This is a genomic window from Nocardia sp. alder85J (assembly GCF_020176955.2).
Classification (GTDB): domain Bacteria; phylum Actinomycetota; class Actinomycetes; order Mycobacteriales; family Mycobacteriaceae; genus Nocardia.
This window is the reverse complement of record NZ_JAIUCZ020000018.1, coordinates 48034-66126: the sequence shown is the minus strand read 5'-3', so window position 1 is coordinate 66126 and position 18093 is coordinate 48034. Positions and strand designations below refer to the sequence as shown.

The following is an 18093-nucleotide window of genomic DNA, read 5'->3' as shown; positions in this document are numbered from 1 at the left end:
CTCAGCCGACCAGCAGGGCGGCGGCGCGGGCGATGGCCAGTTCCTCGTTGGTGGGGACCACCAGCACGGTCACCGGAGAATTGTCCGGTGAGATAATGCGTGCGGCAGAGCTTTTCGCGGTGTTTCGCACGGAATCGACCGCGATGCCCAGGAATTCGAGGCCGTGCAGGGCGTCCGCGCGGACGGCCGGGCTGTTCTCGCCGACGCCGGCGGTGAAGGTGATCGTGTCCACGCCACCCAGTTCGACCAGGTAGGCGCCGAGGTAGCGGCGCAGCCGGTGCACGTAGACGTCGTAGGCCAGCCGGGCGGCGGCGTCGCCGGATTCGACGGCGGCCTGCAGGGCCCGGAAGTCGTTCACCCCGGACAGCCCCTCCAGGCCCGAATTGCGGTTCAGCATGTCGTAACTGGCGTCCACGTCCATCCCGGCGGTGCGGGCCAGATAGGCGATGATGCCGGGATCGATGTCGCCGGAACGGGTGCCCATCACCAGGCCCTCCAGCGGGGTCAGGCCCATGCTGGTGTCCACCGCCCGGCCGCCGCGGATCGCCGACGCGGAGGCGCCGTTGCCCAGGTGCAGCACGATCTGGCGCAGGGTCGCGGGATCGCGGCCGAGCGCCTCGGCCACCCGGCCGGAGACGTACTCGTGCGACGTGCCGTGGAAGCCGTAGCGCCGGATGCCGTGCGCCGCCGCCACACTCGCGTCGATGGCATAGGTCTTGGCGGCATCCGGCAGGCCGTGGAAGAAGGCGGTGTCGAACACCGCCACCTGCGGGGTGTCCGGCAGCAGCGAGCGGGCGTAGCGGATGCCGACGGCGTTGGCCGGATTGTGCAGCGGTGCCAGCGCGGACAGCTGCTCGATGGTCTCGACGACCGCGTCGGTGATGACGGTGGGCCGGTAGAAGACCTCACCGCCGTGCACCACGCGATGTCCGACCGCCCGCAGCCCGGCATGCGCCAGATCCGTACCGTCGCGGGCGAACAGCTCGAACGCCAGCCGTAATCCGGTGCCGTGATCGGGAACCGGGCCGCGATGTTCCAGCGTGCCCCGCGCGCCCCGATGTTCGACGGTCACGGTGTCGGCACCGACCGGTTCGCCGATCCGCGACACCATCCCGGCCGCCCGCACCTCCGCCGAATCTGGTTCCAGCAGTTGATATTTGATCGACGAGGAGCCGGTGTTGATCACCAGCACGCAGTGCGCGGCGGTCATCGGGACTGCTCCGTTGCGGCCTGGATCGCGGTGATGGCGATGGTGTTGACGATGTCGGTGACCAGCGCCCCGCGGGACAGGTCGTTGACCGGTTTACGCAGCCCCTGCAACACCGGGCCGATCGCCACCGCCCCGGCGCTGCGCTGCACCGCCTTGTAGGTGTTGTTGCCGGTGTTCAGATCCGGGAACACGAAGACCGTGGCGTGCCCGGCCACCTCGGAGCTCGGCAGCTTCTGCCGGGCCACGATCGGGTCGATCGCCGCGTCGTACTGGATCGGCCCCTCCACCAGCAGTTCCGGGGCCCGTTCGTGCACCAGCCGGGTGGCGCTGCGCACCCGGTCGACATCGGCGCCGCTGCCGGAGTCGCCGGTGGAATAGGACAGCATCGCCACCCGAGGCTCGATGCCGAAGCGGGCGGCGGTGCGCGCGGAGGAGATCGCGATATCGGCGAGCTGCTCGTCGGTGGGGTCGGGCACCACCGCACAGTCGCCGTAGGCGAGCACCCGATCGGCCAGGCACATCAGGAAGACGCTGGACACCGTCGACACCCCGGGCTGGGTCTTGATGATCTGGAGGGCGGGCCGGATGGTGTGCGCGGTGGTGTGCGCGGCCCCGGACACCATGCCGTCGGCCAGCCCGTCCCGCACCATCATGGTGCCGAAGAAGGAGATGTCGGCGACGATCTCGCGGGCCCGCTCCAGCGTCATGCCCTTGTGCTCGCGGAGTTTGGTGTACTCCTCGGCGAATCGCTCGCGCAGTTCGGAGGTGCGCGGGTCCAGGATCGAGGCGGCCGCGATGTCGACGCCGAGTTCGGCGGCCCGGCCCCGCACGGCGGCCTCGTCGCCGAGGATCAGCAGATCGGCGATGCCGCGCTGCAACACCCGGCCGGCCGCGCGCAGGATGCGGTCGTCGTCACCCTCGGGCAGCACGATCCGGCGCCGGGCCGAGCGGGCCCACTCCACCAGCCGGTATTCGAACATCTGGGGTGTGGTCACCGTGGACTGCGCGGGAACGGCGATGAGCTCCACCAGTTTCCGCCCGTCGACCCGCTGCTCCATCAGCGCCAGCGCGGTGTCGACCTTGCGCACGCTGGACAGCGAGACCCGGCCGCGGGTGCGCACGGCCGCGGCGGCGGTGTCGTAGGTGCCGAGTTCGGTCGTGAGGATCGGCAGTTTGGGTTTCAGGCCCTCGATCAGCCGCGCGATCGCCGGATCGGGTAACAGGCCGCCGTTCATGACGATGCCGGACAGCGACGGAAACCCTTCCGCCTCATGAGCGTTCACCAGCGCCAGCAGCGCGTCCGAACGATCGCCGGGGACGATCACGGCGACCGAATCGGTGAGCCGTTCCAGGATGTGCTCGGCGGTCATGCCGCCGACCATCACCGTCAGCGCCTCCCGTTGCAGCAGTTCCGGATCGCCGGAGTAGAGGGTGCCGTCGATCGCCCGGCACAGCTCGGCCATGGTGGGCGCGGTCAGCAGCGGCACCTCGGGCAGGGTCCAGACCGGCACCCCGATCGGCGCCACCGCGGCGGCGACCTCGTCGAGCCGCTTCGGATCGCAGCGGTTCACCACCACGGCGGTCAACTGTGCGTGCTCGACCGCGAGTTCGCCCCGGCACAGCTCGGCGACCTGCTCGATCTCCGCCGGGGTGCGGCCGGACCCGCGCAGCACCAGCAGCACCGGCGCCCCGAGGTTGGCGGCGATGCGCGCGTTGTACCGGAGTTCGCTGGGCGCGGCCACATCGGTGTAATCGGTCCCGACGACCACCACCGCGTCGCAGTGTTCGGCCACCGCGTGGAAGCGCGCCACGATCTCGCCGATCGCGGCGTCCGGATCGGCGTGCATCTGTTCGTAGGTGACCCCGACGGCCTGGTCGTAGCCGATGTCGGCGGTGCAGTACTCGAGCAGCAGTTCGACGATGTAGTCCGGCTCGTGCGCCGAGCGCGTGATCGGCCGGAACACCCCGACGCGCGGTGTGGTCGCGGACAGCAGTTGCAGCACCCCCAGCGCCACTGTCGATTTGCCGGTGTCACCCTCCAGCGAGGCGATGTACACGGTGGACGGTGCGCTGTCGGCCATGCGCCCGAGCTTAGTGATCATCGGTACGCCTGTGCAGGATTGCCAACTTGCTTGCAGCAACATATTATTCGTTCGCAAGAAAATTATAAATAAGAAGACTGTCTACGACGGGAACATAATGACGGGCGCACGCGGCACCCTGGAGATCGGATCGACCCTGCCCACCTCGACCTCCGATCCGGCGCGGCCGATCCTGGGCGACGTCCCGGCCGCCGCGCGGTTCGCGGAGGAGGCGGGCCTGGATTCGGTCTGGGCCAGTGACCATCTGCTCGCCACCGCCCCGATCCTGGACAGCACGGCCACGCTGGCCGCGGCCGCCGCGGTCACCGAGCGGATCGGCATCGGCTATGCGGTGCTGTTGCCGGCGTTGCGGCCCGTCGCCTGGGCGGCCAAGCAGATCGCCACGCTGCAACACCTGTCCGGCGACCGGCTGCGGGTCGGCGTCGGCACCGGGAATCCGGCGCACGGCGACATCGCCTGGCGGGCTGCCGGTTTCTCCTTCGCCGACCGCGGCCGTCGCACCGACGAGGCGCTCGAGGTGCTGCCGGACCTGATCGCGGGCCGCACGGCCACTCTGCCCGACGGCACCGTGGCGGCGCTGGCCCCGAGCGCCACCGTGCCGCCGATCCTGATCGCGGGCAACGGAACCCGCGCGCTGCGCCGCGCCGCGCGGTACGGCGACGGCTGGATCTCCCTGGGCAACGACGATATCGCGCTGACCACGGCGATCGAGCGGCTGGCGGAACTCGCGGCGGAGTACGGCCGCCCGGCGCCCGGCCTCACCGTCCTGCTGCCGCAGGAGCCGGCCGTCGGCGCGCTCGCCGAACGGCTCGCCGCCCTGGCCGACCGGAGCGCGGAGCGGGTGATCGTCTACCCGCCCGACGGAAACTGGCGTGCCGCATACGAATTCATCGCCGCGGCGAAGGCGGCCGCCGGACGCTGATTCGGGGCCGGCGGCCGTGTGGCGCTAGGATCGGCACACATGGCAGCGCAATTTCCCGATCGGACCTGGGGCTCGCGAACGAATGTACTGGCCCGGGTGGCCGGTCCGATCGCGGCGACCCGAGCCGGGTCGGCGGTCGTCCGGGCCCTGACGCCGCTGGACCGAAAGGTATTGCAGCGCAGTGCCGGGCGGTACACCGTGCTGGGGCCCGTCGGCGCGCCGATCCTGCTGCTCACCACCACCGGCCGCAGTTCGGGCCTCCAGCACACCACTCCGCTGCTGTTCGTGCACGGTGGCGATGTATTGCACGTGGTCGGCAGCAATTTCGGCGGCGATCGGCACCCGGCCTGGACGGCGAACCTGCTGTCCTATCCGATCGGCACCGTCACCATCGCCGGGAACTACCTGGCGGTGCACGCCGAACCGGTCACCGACCCGGCGGCCCGCGAGGCGATCTTCGACAGCTTCGTGGACATCACCGCCGCGTACCGCAGCTACCGCCACCGCACCGACCGCACCATGCGGATGTTCTCGCTACGGCAGCTCTGACGCCGGTGGCCACCGGGGCGGTGTGGCTACAGATCGCGCAGCCGCGGCGCCAGGTCGCTGGCGAACAGGTCCAGGAAGCGGCGCTGATCGTGGCCGGGGGCGTGGAACACCAGGTGGTTCAGGCCCGCGTCCACGTACGGCTTGATCAGTTCCACGGTCTGATCCGGATCGCTGGCGACGATCCAGCGCTTGGCGATCTGCTCGATCGGCAGCGCGTCGGCGGCCGCCTCCATCTCGATCGGATCGGTGATGGAATGCTTCTGCTCCGCGGTCAGCGACAGCGGCGCCCAGAACCGGGTGTTCTCCAGCGCCAGTTCGGGATCGGTGTCGTAGGAGATCTTGATCTCGATCATCCGATCGATGTCGTCGAGGGTGCGCCCGGCCTTCGCGGCGCCCTCCCGCACACCCGGCATCAGCTTCTCCGTGTAGAGATCCATACCCTTGCCCGAGGTACAGATGAACCCGTCGCCGGCGCGACCGGCGTACTTCGCCACCAGCGGGCCGCCGGCGGCGACATAGATCGGGATACCACCCTTCGGCACGTCGTAGATCGAGGCTCCGACGGTGTGGTAGTACTCGCCGTCGAAGGTGACCCGGTCACCGGTCCACAACGCCCGCATCAGATCGACGGACTCGCGCAGCCGGGCGAACCGCTCCTTGAACTCCGGCCATTCGCCCTTGTAGCCGGTCGCGATCTCGTTGAGCGCCTCACCGGTACCGACACCGAGCATGATGCGGTTCGGGTAGAGACACCCCATGCTCGCGAACGCCTGTGCGATCACCGCCGGGTTGTAGCGGAAGGTCGGGGTGAGCACGGAGGTGCCCAGCTGGATCCGCTGCGTGCGCTCCCCCACCGCCGTCATCCAGGCCAGCGAGAACGGCGCATGCCCGCCGTTGTGCCGCCACGGCTGGAAGTGGTCGCTGACCGTGGCGCTGTCGAGACCGTGCTCCTCGGCGGCCACACCGAGCTCGACGAGCTCCCGAGGACCGAATTGTTCCGCCGATGCCTTGTAACCGAGCTTGAGATCAGTCACCGGGACTCCTGTCCACTCTTCCGATGTCCACTTCTCGGCCCGGTTGTGCGGGCCGACATGCCACTCGGGTGCAGCGTCGCGGTGTCGCACCGCATTCCGCCGCACCAGAGATCCACCCTCGACCATAACCAGCGGCCTGTCCGTTATGTTCGGATGGTCGGTCCGAGATCTCCGGCCCCCGCCGCGCGGCACGCCGGGCGCCGGGCCCAGAATTGAACGGTGACGGCAGACGACGAACCGATCCTGTCCTACCTGACCGACATGGACGGCGTGCTGGTGCACGAGGACCACCCGATTCCCGGCGCCGACAAGTTCCTGGCGGAGCTGACGGCCGCCGGCATCCCGTTCCTGGTGCTGACCAACAACTCGATCCGCACCCCGCGCGACCTCCAGGCCCGGCTGCGGCACTCCGGCCTCGACATCCCCGAGGAGGCGATCTGGACCTCCGCCCTGGCGACCGCGACCTTCCTCGACGACCAGCGGCCCGGCGGCACCGCCTACGTGGTGGGCGAATCCGGCCTCACCACCGCCCTGCACGAGATCGGCTACGTCCTCACCGACAGCGATCCGGACTATGTGGTGCTGGGCGAGACCCGCACCTATTCCTTCGAGGCGATCACCACCGCGATCCGCTTGGTGGACAGGGGCGCTCGCTTCATCGCCACCAACCCGGACGCGACCGGGCCGTCGCGCGAGGGGCTGCTCCCGGCCACCGGCTCGGTGGCGGCGCTGATCACCCGCGCCACCGGCCGCGAACCGTATTACGTGGGCAAGCCGAATCCGCTGATGATGCGCTCGGCGCTGCGCCGCATCGGCGCGCACTCACAGTCCACGGTGATGATCGGCGACCGGATGGACACCGATGTGATCGCCGGGCTGGAGGCGGGCATGCGGACGATCCTGGTGACCTCCGGCATCTCCACCCGCGCCTCGGTCGAACAGTTCCCCTACCGTCCGACGGTGGTGCTGGACTCGGTGGCCGATCTGGTGGGTCATACCGCGAATCCGTTCGCGGACCGCTGATTCCGGTGGCGCCCGCAGCCAGCGGACGCCACCGTCACGGGGCTCAGGCCAGCGCGTGATCGAGATCGCCGAGCAGATCGTCGACGTCCTCCAGGCCGATCGAGATGCGCAGCACCCCGTCGGTGATGCCCACGGCCGCACGGCCTTCCGGCCCCATCGCGCGATGCGTGGTGGTGGCCGGATGGGTGATCAGGGTCTTGGAATCACCCAGGTTGTTCGAGATGTCCACGATGCGAAGGCGATTGAGCACCTCGAAAGCGCGCTTCTTGGCCTCGTCCGCATCGGCCGCCAGCTCGAAGGTGACCACGGTGCCGCCGCCGGACATCTGACTGCGGGCCAGATCGTACTGCGGATGTGATTGCAGGAACGGGTATTTCGTCCAGGACACCGCGGGATGCTGCTCCAGGAACTCCGCGATGCGCAGCGCCGAGGTGGCCGACTGCATCACCCGCAGCGGCATGGTCTCCAGGCCCTTGAGCAGTGTCCAGGCGTTGAACGGGCTCAGCGCCGGGCCGGTGTGCCGCATCAGATTCTTGACCGGGCCGTCGATGTAGTCGTGCGTCCCGAGGATCGCGCCGCCGAGCACCCGGCCCTGCCCGTCGATGTGCTTGGTGCCGGAGTAGACCACCACATCGGCGCCGAGCGGCAGGCTGCGCTGCAACAGCGGGGTGGCGAAGACGTTGTCCAGCACCACCTTCGCGCCGGCGGCGTGCGCCAACTCGGCGACCCGGCGGACATCCACCAGGGTCTGCATCGGGTTGGACGGGGTCTCGAAGAACACCGCCGTGGTCGGCACCGACAGCGCCTGCTCCCACTGGTCGAGATCCTCACCGTCGACGAAGACGGTCTCGACACCCCAGCGCGGCAGGATCTCGTTGCACACCACGAAACAGGAACCGAACAGGCTGCGCGCGGCCACCAGCCGGTCGCCGGTGGCGAGCAGGGCGGCCAGCGCGGTGAACACCGCCGACATGCCGCTGGCGGTCGCGAAACACGCCTCGGCGCCCTCGAGCAGCCGCAGCCGCTCCTCGAACATGGCGACCGTGGGATTGCCGTAGCGGGAGTACACGAAATGTTCGGCGTCGCCGTTGAACGCGGCCTCGGCGGCCTCGGCGCTCTCGTAGACGAAGCCGGACGAGAGGTACAGCGCCTCGGAGGTCTCCTCGAAGCCGGAGCGCCGCAGGCCGCCCCGGACGCCCAGCGTCGCCGGGCCCACGCCGGAGGGCAGCGGCTTGTCGAACGAGCCACCGGTGATCATGCCGGTCTCCTTTCCGTCGCGACCCGGCACCGCGCCGGTCGAGCTGTGGCCGTCACGACTGCCGCCACGGCAGTCCGTGGGCGCGCCAGCCGGCGGCACCGCGATGCGCGACCTCGTCCAGCGGGCCCTCGAAGCCCTCGAGCACGTTGTACGACGGGGCGAAACCGGCCGCGGTGGCCGCGGTGGCCGCGCCGATCGACCGCTGCCCGGACCGGCAGAGGAACACGACCGGGGCGTCGCTGCCGGCGGCCCGCCCGGCCAGCGCCTGCTTCAGCTGATCGACGAAGGCCTCGTTGCGACCGCCGCCGAAGTCGACCCATTCGATCAGGGCCGTCGGCCGGTCGATGGACGTGGTGTCGGGCACCCCGACGAACCGCCACTCGGCCTCGGTGCGCACATCCACCAGCACCGCATCCGGGTTGTCCCGCAACAGTTCCCACGCTTGCAGCGGCGTGATGTCGCCTGCGTAGCTCATTTGTCGAACCTCCTCGAGAATCCGCACTTGCCGCACCGGGAGCCGGTGCGCGGCCAGGTCGTCACCCGGAGCACCCCACCGCGAAAGAGGGTTGCCGACCAGCGAGCCGGGGCTTGGCGCTGGCACTCATGACCTGCAACGAGATTGCCGCGTCACAGGGTTGCCTGTCAAACTCCGGCGACCTCAATCGCAGACGCGCCAGACGCCGCCGGAACGGGTCAGCGCCCAGGTGGCGGTGCTCTCCTTACCGTCCACCGAGTCGGTCACGGTCACCTTGCCGCGATCGCCGTCGATGCTCGGATCGGTCAGCCGGACCAGATCGGCCTTCTTCCCGGCCGCCGCGGCCAGCGGCGAGCGGGCCGGATCGAAACCGGGGCACACCGCCGCCGCCAGCTTCGCCGGGTCGGCGGCGTTCCAGGCCTGCGTGTAGTCGTGCACCGCGGTCGCCATCTTGTCGGAATCTGTGACGTTTCTCTCCGCCGGGCGCAGCGTCTCGAGGAGCACCACGGCCACCAGCACCAGCAGCGCCAGCCCGAAGGCCGCCAGGAAAGGCACTGCGGACCGGGTCTTTTCCCGCTGATCGATCGCGACGGGCTGCTCGTCGGGGGCGCTCATGCCATTGATCATCCCTGGTGGCCCGGTGTGCCGGGAGTCACGCCCCGGATTTACCACCGGGGACGCGGGAACGGAGGCCGTGGCCGACCTCGATAGAATCTTCGGGAACTGGCGGCCGCCGCGGCGCCAACCGTGTCTCTGCAAGCAACAATGCAGCATCGATGGGATGTCGGGGGCGTCGGGGGCGAACCGCCCGGACGTCAACTTAGCCTAAGCTAAGAAAAAGACGGCTGAGACAGACGACAGTGTTTCCGACCAAAGGGTGCGCCTGAGAATGACCGAACACAGCGCCGATCGACAGAGTGCGGATCGCCCGTTGCGCATCGCCATCGTGGGCGCCGGACCGGCGGGTATCTACGCCGCCGACGCCTTGATGAAGTCCGATGCCGAGGTGAGCATCGACCTGTACGAGCGGATGCCGGCGCCGTTCGGCCTGATCCGGTACGGCGTGGCGCCCGACCATCCGCGGATCAAGGGCATCATCACCGCGCTGCACAAGGTCCTCGACAAGCCCCAGGTCCGGCTGCTCGGCAACATCGACTACGGCACCGACATCACCCTGGAGGATCTGCGGCGCTTCTACGACGCGGTGATCTTCTCCACCGGCGCCAACGCCGACCGCGCGCTGACCGTCCCGGGCATCGAACTGGACGGCTCCTACGGCGCCGCCGACTTCGTGTCCTGGTACGACGGGCATCCGGACGTGCCACGCAACTGGCCGCTGGAGGCGGAGAAGGTCGCCGTGCTCGGCGTCGGCAACGTCGCCCTGGACGTGGCGCGGGTGCTCGCCAAGACCGGCGACGAACTGCTCCCCACCGAGATCCCGCCGAACGTGCACGCGGGCCTGCTGGCCAACAAGGCCGTCGAGGTGCACGTGTTCGGCCGTCGCGGCCCGGCGCAGGCCAAGTTCACCCCGCTGGAGCTACGGGAGCTGGACCACTCGCCGAACATCGAGGTCATCGTGGATCCCGAGGACATCGACTACGACGAGGGTTCGGAAGCGGCACGCAGGCATTCGAAGCAGGTCGACATGGTCTGCAACACCTTGGAGCAGTGGGCGATTCGCGATGTCGGCGCCCGCCCGCACAAGTTGTTCCTGCACTTCTTCGAATCCCCGGCCGAGATCGTGGGTGAGGACGGCAAGGTCGTCGGCCTGCGCACCGAGCGCACCGCGCTCGACGGCACCGGCAACGTCAAGGGCACCGGCGAGTTCAACACCTGGGATGTGCAGGCGATCTACCGGGCGGTGGGCTACCTGTCGCAGAACATCGCGCAGCTGCCGTTCGACGATCAGGCGGGCACCGTGCCCAACGAGGCCGGCCGGGTGCTGGCCGACGAGCACGCCGACGGCCCCGATCGCTACCTGCCGGCCACCTATGTCACCGGCTGGATCAAGCGCGGCCCGGTCGGCCTGATCGGCCACACCAAGGGCGACGCCAACGAGACCATCGCCTGCCTGCTCGACGACGCCCCCGCCTTCGTCCCGGCCGCCGAGCCGGATCCCGGCGCGGTCACCGGCTGGCTGGAGAGCAAGGGCATCCCGTTCACCACCTGGGCGGGCTGGTACCGGCTCGACGCGCACGAGCGGGCGCTGGGCGAGCCGCAGGGCCGGGAGCGGGTCAAGGTCGTCGAGCGCAACGAAATGCTCGCGGCCAGCGAACCGAACAAGGCCTGATCCCCGGGCGCAACTGCCGACCGGCATCCGCCCGGCGAGCCGTCCGGATCCCCATCCGTCCCCGTCTCGAGGCATGCTGATCACGTGTTCGATGCCCATTTCCACATCGTCGATCCGCGGTTCCCGCTGGTCGAGAACGAGGGCTACCTGCCGCCGCCCTACACCATCGCCGACTATCGAAAACGCATGGCGCGCTTCGACGTCGACGGTGGCGCAGTGGTGAGCGGCTCCTTCCAGGGCACCGATCAGAGCTTCCTGCGGGCGGCGCTGACCGAACTCGGGCCCGGGTGGGTCGGGGTGACCAATCTGCACCCCGACACCACCGACGAGCAGATCCTGGAATTGCACCGGCACGGCGTGCGCGCGCTGCGGTTCAACCTCAAGCGCGCCGCCGGTGACATCGTCACCCTCACCGAGCAGGCCCGCCGCGCCTGGGATCTGGCCCGCTGGCACGTGGAGCTGTACATCGACGGTTCCACCCTCGGCTCGCTGCAACCGGTGATCAGCAAGCTGCCCGCACTGTCGGTCGACCACCTCGGCATGTCCGACGAATGCCTGCCCTACCTGCTGAACCTGGTGGATCGCGGCGCCAAGGTGAAGGCGTCCGGCTTCGGCCGGGTGGCGATGAACATCCCCGCCGCGCTGCGCCGCATCCACGCGGTGAATCCGCAGGCGCTGATGTTCGGCACCGATCTGCCCGGCATCCGCACCCGCCGAGCCTTCCGCGACTCCGATATCGCCCTGATCGCCGACGCCGTCGGCGCCGACATGTACCGGGTGCTGGACGACAACGCGCGCGCCTGCTACGGATTGCCGGTGAAGGCGGTGCACGCCGATCCGGCCACCACCCGCCCGCTGCCGGTCACCGGCCCGCCGACGCTGCGGTTGCGCCGCGACGAACTGCCCGCCGGCGACGATACGCGCCCGTTGCCCATCATCGAATAGTTCCGAACCCCTGGCGTACCGTCATATTTCCGGCCCGCGAACGGGCTTGTTGTCCGGACGCCAACAGTCCGTTATGGTCCGGACGTAGGCATCGAGGACGAACCGAGGTAGGTCGTGAGCACTCCATCCACCGCGAAGCAGGGACCGCTGGCGGGCATCAGGGTCGTCGAACTGGCCGGGATCGGCCCCGGCCCGCATGCGGCGCTGCTGCTGGCCGACCTGGGCGCCGACGTGGTGCGGGTCCAGCGGCCCGGCATGCTGCCCGGGGTGATGGACCGCCCGCAATGGCGCGGCCGCACCATCGTGGAGGCCAACCTGAAGGATCCGGCCGAGATCGAGCGGGTGCTCGCGCTGATCGACAAGGCCGACGTGCTGATCGAGGGTTTCCGGCCCGGTGCCACCGAGCGGATGGGCCTCGGCCCCGACGTCACCCTGGAGCGCAATCCCGGCCTGGTCTACGGCCGGATGACCGGCTGGGGCCAGTTCGGCCCGCTGGCCGACCGCGCCGGGCACGACATCAACTACATCTCCCTCACCGGCGTGCTGAATGCCATCGGCCGCCAGGGCGAACGCCCGGTGCCGCCGCTGAACATGGTGGGCGACTTCGGCGGCGGCTCGATGTTCCTGGTGATGGGCGTGCTGTCGGCGCTGGTGGAACGCTCGCGGTCCGGCCGCGGCCAGGTGATCGACGCCGCGATGGTCGATGGCGCCCTTGCCCTTTCGCACATGATCTGGGGTATGCGCGGCATGGGCCTGTGGAACGAGGAGCGCGGCACCAACCTGCTCGACACCGGCATGTCGTTCTACGACACCTACGAGACCTCCGACGGCGGCTACATGGCGGTCGGCCCCATCGAGCCCCAGTTCTACGCGGAACTGTTGCGCGGCTTGGAGATCGACCCGGAGGGCCTGCCGCACCAGCTCGATCCAGCCGCCCAGGACCAGCTGAAGAAGCTGTTCACGGAGAAGTTCAAGAGCCGCACCCGCGACGAGTGGACCGCCGTCTTCGCCGGCACCGACTCCTGTGTCACCCCGATCCTCACCTTCTCCGAGGCGGAACAGAACGAACATCTGGTGGCCCGCGGCAGTTTGATCGAGATCGAGGGCGTGGTGCAACATGCGCCGGCGCCGCGGTTCTCGCGGACGCCCAGCGGTGTCCCGACGCCGCCGCCGAGTGTGGCGACGCCGATCGAGCAGGTGTGGGCGGACTGAATCGTTCCGGCGATTTCGGCCGGCGACAACCCATTCCGGTCCCGGGGAGAATCCGGGACCGGACCATCATGAAATCCGGTGCGTGCCAAGCATCGACAGCGAAACGGCTCGATGCTCACCCCTGGGTTGAAGGCCGAAGCGGGGTAGACTCCCCGGTATGGCACCCGAGCTCGACCCGCAGACACCCGAAGAGTCCGATGGTGGTGTCACCTCGGCATCGGCTGCGGGACGAGGACTTATCGATGCGATCGGCGCCCGGGGACAGCGCCGCTCGCCCAAGTCCGGTGACCTGTCGGACCTGAGCCGACACGATCAGTGATGGTCTTCGCGGACCTCTCCGCACGTGATCGCCGCGAGGGTCTCGCCCACGCCATCGCCCATGCGCAACTGTCACATTCGGATACAGTGCTGCATATCACTCAGGACCGAGCCCGGAAAGGCCACCACCAATGGGTGGGCGGCAAGGCGTGCAGAATCGTATAATCCGTGACCTCGTCCCCATATATCGCTTTCTCCAGGAGTTCCGTGTCCAGCTCCGCGAGCGCTTCCCTATCGTATTCGTCCAGAATATCCGACACCCCGGGATAATCGTCCAGCAACAACTGGATCGCCGAACGACGGATCAACGCCTCGTCCAGGTCACCGATGACCACACTCTTGACGGCTTCGAAGAGGTAGACGGTCAGCCCCTGCTGGTCGGCATCGATCCGGGAGAGCACTTCGGCCCGGAAATATTCGAGCCGAGCTGCCGGTATCGGCTCACCGCCGCCGATCCGCACGCCGACGAGATACGACATCGCGGCACCGAACGCCGCGATACACACTATTCGGTCGAACGAATCCTTCGGAGCGGTGGATTCGGCCATCCTCCGCGATTCATCGAAATAGTGCAGGGCTTTGTCCATCGACTCGTTCGCCGGAAGGAACATCACCGGGAAATCTCCTTTTCGAAAAGTTCGCGTCTCACGATAAACTATTCGGACGGATTTCCGCCACTCGCGCGATCAGCGAAGATGTGCGCCATATGTAGACATGGGCGCGTTTCTTGCGCGGTGTTCGACCTGGGCGGCGGCCGTTTTGGTGACGGTAACGGTGAGAGACTGATCCAGCGGCCGGATCGAGCGGCGCAGGAACGGGTTGCCGGACAGGGGGCCGGTGCGCGGCGATATCCTGCGCCCTCGACGCCCTGACCGCCGGCACCCTCGTGGACGATGTGCGACCCCGGGTCGCCGACGGTGTCGTGATGGCGGGGGTGGTGTGCCGCGGCGACGCCGCCACCGAGCACGCGCTGCGCGAGATCGTGCGGGGGCAGGTGGAACTGCACTGGCGCGCAACGCGTCCGACGCACTGCCTGGGGTGCGGGCGGCCGATGACGACGCGGCGGCGCCGACTGCCCGGCCATGTCGTGCACGAATCCGCCGGGCGCTGCGCCACCTGTGTCCGGGCCCGGCAGCGGGCGGTGTGAGTCCTGTTGCCGGGCAGTGGGTGCGTGCGTCTCGAATGTCGGCCATCTCCCATCACCTCCTTTCCCTCACAGGGGCGGCCATGGGTACGTGCCGCCCCCGTTCGGGACGGGAGGCATCGCGACTCCATCCTTACGGCGCAGTCGAATTCCCACGTGTGCATACGGAATCCTTTGTGCACATTCACTTTTCGCGCATTCGCTTTCCGGACCCGGCGAAGGATTAGAGTAATTCCATGGGTCGGAACTGGCCGATGGTCGAACGTGTCGCCGAATTGGAGGCGATTCGCGGGACACTCACCGGCAGCACGGTGGTCGGTGCGGTGCTCACCGGGGACGCCGGGGTCGGGAAGACGACGCTGGCGCGACGGGCCGCGGCCGAGGTGGGCGGGAATATTCGCTGGGTGGCGGGGACCGAATCCGCGCGCAGTATTCCGCTGGGGGTGTTCGCGCATCTCGTCGGGGTGTACACCGCGCACGATCCGGTGACCTATATGGCGGCGGCGCGGGAGGCGTTGCTGGCCGACGGGCACACCGTCATCGGGGTCGACGACGCACATCTGCTCGATCAGTTGTCGGCGACACTGTTGTTGCAGGTGGCGATCGACAAGGCGGCGCACATCGTGTGCACCGTGCGGGGCGGGGTGTCGGTACCGGACGCGGTCACGTCGCTGTGGAAAGACGGGCATCTGCTGCGGATCGACCTGCGGCCGTTCAGCCGGACGCAGAGTGTGGAGCTGGTCGAGTCGATGCTCGGCGGGCAGCTCGAGGGGTTCACCGCGGATCTGATGTGGGAGTCGTCGGCCGGTAATGCGCTGTTCCTGCGGCATCTGGTGGAGGGGGCGCTGGAGGCGGGCACGCTGCGGCAGGTCAACGGGGTGTGGCAGATGCGGGGGCGGGCCGCGGTCACCTCGGAACTGGCCGCGCTGCTGGAGGATCGGGTGGAACAACTGCCCGAATCGGTGCTGCGGGTGCTGGAGTTGCTGACCTTCTGCGAACCGATCGACCTCGACGTGCTGAGCGAACTGGCCGGGGCGGAGGCGGTGGAGGCCGCCGAGGGGCGCGGGGTGGTGCGGATCGTCGAGAATTCGCGGCAGTTGCTGGTGCGGTACAACCATCCGCTGTTCGGGGAGGTGATCCGGCGGCGGCTGGGGATCGCGTCGGCGCGGCGGTTGCGGGGGCGGTTGTACTCGGCGCTGCGGGAACGGCCGGTGCGGTCCGCGGCGGATCGGATCCGGTTGGCCGAATTGGCCTTGGACAGTGACAAATCGGCGGATCTGGCGCTCTTCGAGGCGGCCGCCGGGGATGCCATCGGGCTGGCCGACATTCCGCTCGGGGAGCGGTTCGCGCGGGCGGCGGTGGAGCGGCGCGGCGGCCTGGAGGCGGCCGATCTGCTGGCTCGCGCGCTGCTGTGGCAGGGGCATCGGATCGAGGCCGAGCGCACCCTCGCCAGTTTCGATCCGGCACAGCTGGATCAGGTGCAGCTCACCCGCTGGGGCAGTACCCGGGTGTCGAATCTGTTGTGGGCCATGGGCGATGCCGATCGGGCCGACGAGGTGCTGACGCTGGTGCGCGCGCGGGTCGGGCATCCGAAGCTGGCGCTGATCCTGCGGGGTCTGGCCGCCGCGTGCGCGGTGAACGAGAACCGGGTCGAGGCGGCGATCGCCGATGCCGAGCCGGTGCTGGCGGCCGACGGAGCGCCCGCCTGGGCGGTGTGGTGGGCGGCGTTCGGCGGCGGACTGGCGCTGGCGTTGACGGGCCGGGGCGCGGCCGCCCGGGAGTACGCCGAGCGCGGGCATCGGGTGGAAGCGGAGATCGACGGGCTCAACCGGTTCATGTCGACCCATGCGGAAGTGCTGGCGCTCACCCTCACCGGAGATCTGGATGCCGCCCGGCGGTGTGCCACCGGGTATTTCGGTTATTCGGCGCCGGGACAGTATCTGGCCTGGGGCTTTTCCCGGATCTTGCAGGGCACCGTCGACGTCGCCTCGGGGCGGTTCGCCGACGGGATCGAGAATCTGGAGCAGGCGCTCGCGGCGCTCACCGCGGAGGGTGCGGCGGCCTGGATGTTTCCGGCGAGAATTCGCCTGGCCGAAGCGTATTCGGCGCTGGGACGGTCCGCCGAGGCGGCCGAGAGTCTCGCGGAGGCGACCCGGCGCGGCGGGCGGCACAGCGCGGTGTACGAGCCGCAACTGGAACTCGCCCGCGCCTGGCAGGCGGCGGCGGAGGGTACGGTGTCGCCCGCGGTCCGGCTGGCGCTGGCCGCGGCGGACGCCGCCGCCGGGTCCCGGCAGCACGCGATCGAGGCGATGGCGCTGCACACCGCCGCCCGGTTCGGCGACCATGGCGTGGCCGGGCGGCTCGCCGATCTGGCCGAGCGAATCGACGGGCCGCTGGTGCAGGTGCAGGCCCGGCACGCGGTGGCGCTGGCCGCACACGATGGCGCCGGATTGAGTACCGCCGCAGAGGAATTCGAGCGGCTGGGGGCCTTGCTCTCGGCCGCCGACGCGGCGGCGCAGGCCGCCTCCGCGCACGAACGCCGCGGTGATCGGCGGCGGCTGCTGGAATCAGCGGCGGCCGCGAATCGGCTGGCGGCGGCCTGCGGCGGGGCGGTCACCCCGGCGCTGCGGCAGTCCGCACAACCGCTGCCGTTGACGGCGCGGGAGCGCGAGATCGCGAACCTGGTGGCGGCGGGACTGTCCAACCGGCAGATCGCCGACCGGTTGACCGTCTCGGTGCGGACCGTCGAAGGACACCTCTACCGGGCCTGCATCAAACTCGACGTCACCGACCGGGAGGAACTGGGCGATCTGATGCGCGGCGGTCCGGCCGGCGAAAGTCCGCGCGAACTGTCGTAAAGCGTTGCGCGCGAACACCCATCCCTACGCGCGCGACCATCTGCCCCGACCTGCGCATTCAGCACACGCCCGACGCGCGCAACCAGCACACCCGACTCCACGACCGGCACACACGCGAAGTGCGCAATCAGCACACCCCCGACTCCCACGACCAGCACACAACCGACGCACGGAACCAGTGCACATCGGATGCCCGCGACCGGCCCGCATCTGCGCGTGCGACCATCCCGCACCAGCATGCGTGTCCAGCCTGCCGGGGCACGCCCCAGCCGCGTTCGCACGTGCGACCGGCACTCGTCCGGCCGGATCGGCACGCCTGGCCACGGCCGCCCGCGTGATCATCGGCGGTGGGACGCACCGACAGCGAAACCGGTTGTGCGGGCAGCTCCGGCACCGGTGGCCCGGCACGGTACGGCAGGCACACTCGCCCCTTCGCGGCGAGTGCACCGGTGATGCGGTGAATACGTTGCCGAGCAACGCATTCGCCCCATCGACAGCGATTATTCAGCGATGATGAGTCAACTCCTGTAGTGCCATCCACAAAGTCCAGAGGAATGCCACGAAAACCAGGAAACCGATCGCCGAATACAGCAGATCCATTGGGGCAGTGTAGGAGCACCGGACTTCGCCCGGAGTCGATCGGCCGGATAGCTAGGGGCCTTGGCTGCCGCTACGATGCAGACGGGTGGACCATCGGGCCGCTCGCAGAGTCAACACCCTATTTTCGGCAAGGCGGTGTCGCGACGTGGCGCG

16 protein-coding genes and 1 riboswitch are annotated in these 18093 nt (G+C 69.2%); of the genes, 9 read left to right on the top strand and 7 right to left on the bottom strand.

Annotated elements, in window-relative coordinates; all coding sequences use genetic code 11:
- Nucleotide 1: 1 nt before the first annotated feature.
- Both LBW94_RS42140 and pta read right to left on the bottom strand, forming a co-directional pair.
- On the bottom strand, nucleotides 2-1210 hold the full coding sequence (locus LBW94_RS42140; protein WP_225059711.1) for an acetate kinase: 1209 nt from the start codon (nucleotides 1208-1210) through the stop codon (nucleotides 2-4).
- Entirely contained in the window at nucleotides 1207-3291 is a 2085-nt protein-coding gene (gene pta, locus LBW94_RS42135) for a phosphate acetyltransferase (RefSeq protein ID WP_225059712.1), read from the bottom strand. Before pta ends, LBW94_RS42140 begins: the two co-directional genes overlap by 4 nt.
- 118 nt (nucleotides 3292-3409) lie before the next feature.
- Between pta and LBW94_RS42130 the strand changes: the two genes are divergently transcribed.
- Nucleotides 3410-4234, top strand: coding sequence for an LLM class flavin-dependent oxidoreductase (locus LBW94_RS42130; protein ID WP_225059713.1), 825 nt, complete (start codon nucleotides 3410-3412; stop codon nucleotides 4232-4234).
- A gap of 39 nt (nucleotides 4235-4273) precedes the next feature.
- A complete protein-coding gene (locus LBW94_RS42125) occupies nucleotides 4274-4783 on the top strand; it encodes a nitroreductase/quinone reductase family protein (RefSeq protein WP_225059714.1) in 510 nt (169 codons plus the stop codon).
- Nucleotides 4784-4809: 26 nt separating this feature from the next.
- Here the strand turns inward: LBW94_RS42125 and fgd are convergent, their stop codons facing one another.
- The gene (fgd, locus tag LBW94_RS42120) at nucleotides 4810-5817 is read right to left on the bottom strand and encodes a glucose-6-phosphate dehydrogenase (coenzyme-F420) (protein WP_225059715.1); all 1008 of its coding nucleotides are present in this window, start codon (nucleotides 5815-5817) and stop codon (nucleotides 4810-4812) included.
- A 261-nt stretch (nucleotides 5818-6078) separates the two neighbouring features.
- Here fgd and LBW94_RS42115 point away from each other — a divergent pair, with 261 nt between their 5' ends.
- Nucleotides 6079-6840 carry an HAD-IIA family hydrolase gene (locus LBW94_RS42115; RefSeq protein ID WP_225059779.1) on the top strand — a complete coding sequence of 254 codons (762 nt, stop codon included), beginning with the start codon at nucleotides 6079-6081 and terminating at the stop codon, nucleotides 6838-6840.
- A gap of 43 nt (nucleotides 6841-6883) precedes the next feature.
- On the opposite strand, the gene LBW94_RS42110 is transcribed toward LBW94_RS42115, so the two are convergent.
- The 3 genes from LBW94_RS42110 to LBW94_RS42100 all read right to left on the bottom strand — a co-directional run bounded on the left by LBW94_RS42110 (nucleotide 6884) and on the right by LBW94_RS42100 (nucleotide 9188).
- Nucleotides 6884-8098, bottom strand: coding sequence for an O-succinylhomoserine sulfhydrylase (locus tag LBW94_RS42110; protein ID WP_225059716.1), 1215 nt, complete (start codon nucleotides 8096-8098; stop codon nucleotides 6884-6886).
- A 52-nt stretch (nucleotides 8099-8150) separates the two neighbouring features.
- The gene (locus tag LBW94_RS42105) at nucleotides 8151-8573 is read right to left on the bottom strand and encodes a rhodanese-like domain-containing protein (protein WP_225059717.1); all 423 of its coding nucleotides are present in this window, start codon (nucleotides 8571-8573) and stop codon (nucleotides 8151-8153) included.
- 18 nt (nucleotides 8574-8591) lie between these two features.
- Nucleotides 8592-8707, bottom strand: a riboswitch (SAM riboswitch).
- 49 nt (nucleotides 8708-8756) lie between these two features.
- Nucleotides 8757-9188 (bottom strand): hypothetical protein, encoded by a 432-nt coding sequence (locus tag LBW94_RS42100; protein ID WP_225059718.1) that lies wholly within the window; start codon nucleotides 9186-9188, stop codon nucleotides 8757-8759.
- 274 nt (nucleotides 9189-9462) lie between these two features.
- Here LBW94_RS42100 and LBW94_RS42095 point away from each other — a divergent pair, with 274 nt between their 5' ends.
- The 4 genes from LBW94_RS42095 to LBW94_RS42080 all read left to right on the top strand — a co-directional run bounded on the left by LBW94_RS42095 (nucleotide 9463) and on the right by LBW94_RS42080 (nucleotide 13339).
- The gene (locus LBW94_RS42095; RefSeq protein WP_225059719.1) at nucleotides 9463-10863 is read left to right on the top strand and encodes an FAD-dependent oxidoreductase; all 1401 of its coding nucleotides are present in this window, start codon (nucleotides 9463-9465) and stop codon (nucleotides 10861-10863) included.
- Between the two features lie 84 nt (nucleotides 10864-10947).
- Nucleotides 10948-11808: an amidohydrolase family protein gene (locus tag LBW94_RS42090; protein ID WP_225059720.1), complete on the top strand. Its 861-nt coding sequence runs from the start codon at nucleotides 10948-10950 to the stop codon at nucleotides 11806-11808.
- A gap of 114 nt (nucleotides 11809-11922) precedes the next feature.
- On the top strand, nucleotides 11923-13020 hold the full coding sequence (locus LBW94_RS42085) for a CaiB/BaiF CoA transferase family protein (protein WP_225059721.1): 1098 nt from the start codon (nucleotides 11923-11925) through the stop codon (nucleotides 13018-13020).
- A 157-nt stretch (nucleotides 13021-13177) separates the two neighbouring features.
- Nucleotides 13178-13339, top strand: a complete 162-nt coding sequence (locus LBW94_RS42080; RefSeq protein ID WP_225059722.1) for a hypothetical protein — start codon at nucleotides 13178-13180, stop codon at nucleotides 13337-13339.
- A 100-nt stretch (nucleotides 13340-13439) separates the two neighbouring features.
- On the opposite strand, the gene LBW94_RS42075 is transcribed toward LBW94_RS42080, so the two are convergent.
- On the bottom strand, nucleotides 13440-13925 hold the full coding sequence (locus tag LBW94_RS42075) for a hypothetical protein (RefSeq protein WP_225059723.1): 486 nt from the start codon (nucleotides 13923-13925) through the stop codon (nucleotides 13440-13442).
- Between the two features lie 299 nt (nucleotides 13926-14224).
- Here LBW94_RS42075 and LBW94_RS42070 point away from each other — a divergent pair, with 299 nt between their 5' ends.
- Together LBW94_RS42070 and LBW94_RS42065 are read left to right on the top strand one after the other, a co-directional pair.
- Nucleotides 14225-14485 (top strand): hypothetical protein, encoded by a 261-nt coding sequence (locus tag LBW94_RS42070; protein ID WP_225059724.1) that lies wholly within the window; start codon nucleotides 14225-14227, stop codon nucleotides 14483-14485.
- Between the two features lie 233 nt (nucleotides 14486-14718).
- A complete protein-coding gene (locus LBW94_RS42065) occupies nucleotides 14719-17340 on the top strand; it encodes a LuxR C-terminal-related transcriptional regulator (protein WP_225059725.1) in 2622 nt (873 codons plus the stop codon).
- The last annotated feature ends 753 nt before the right edge of the window (nucleotides 17341-18093 follow it).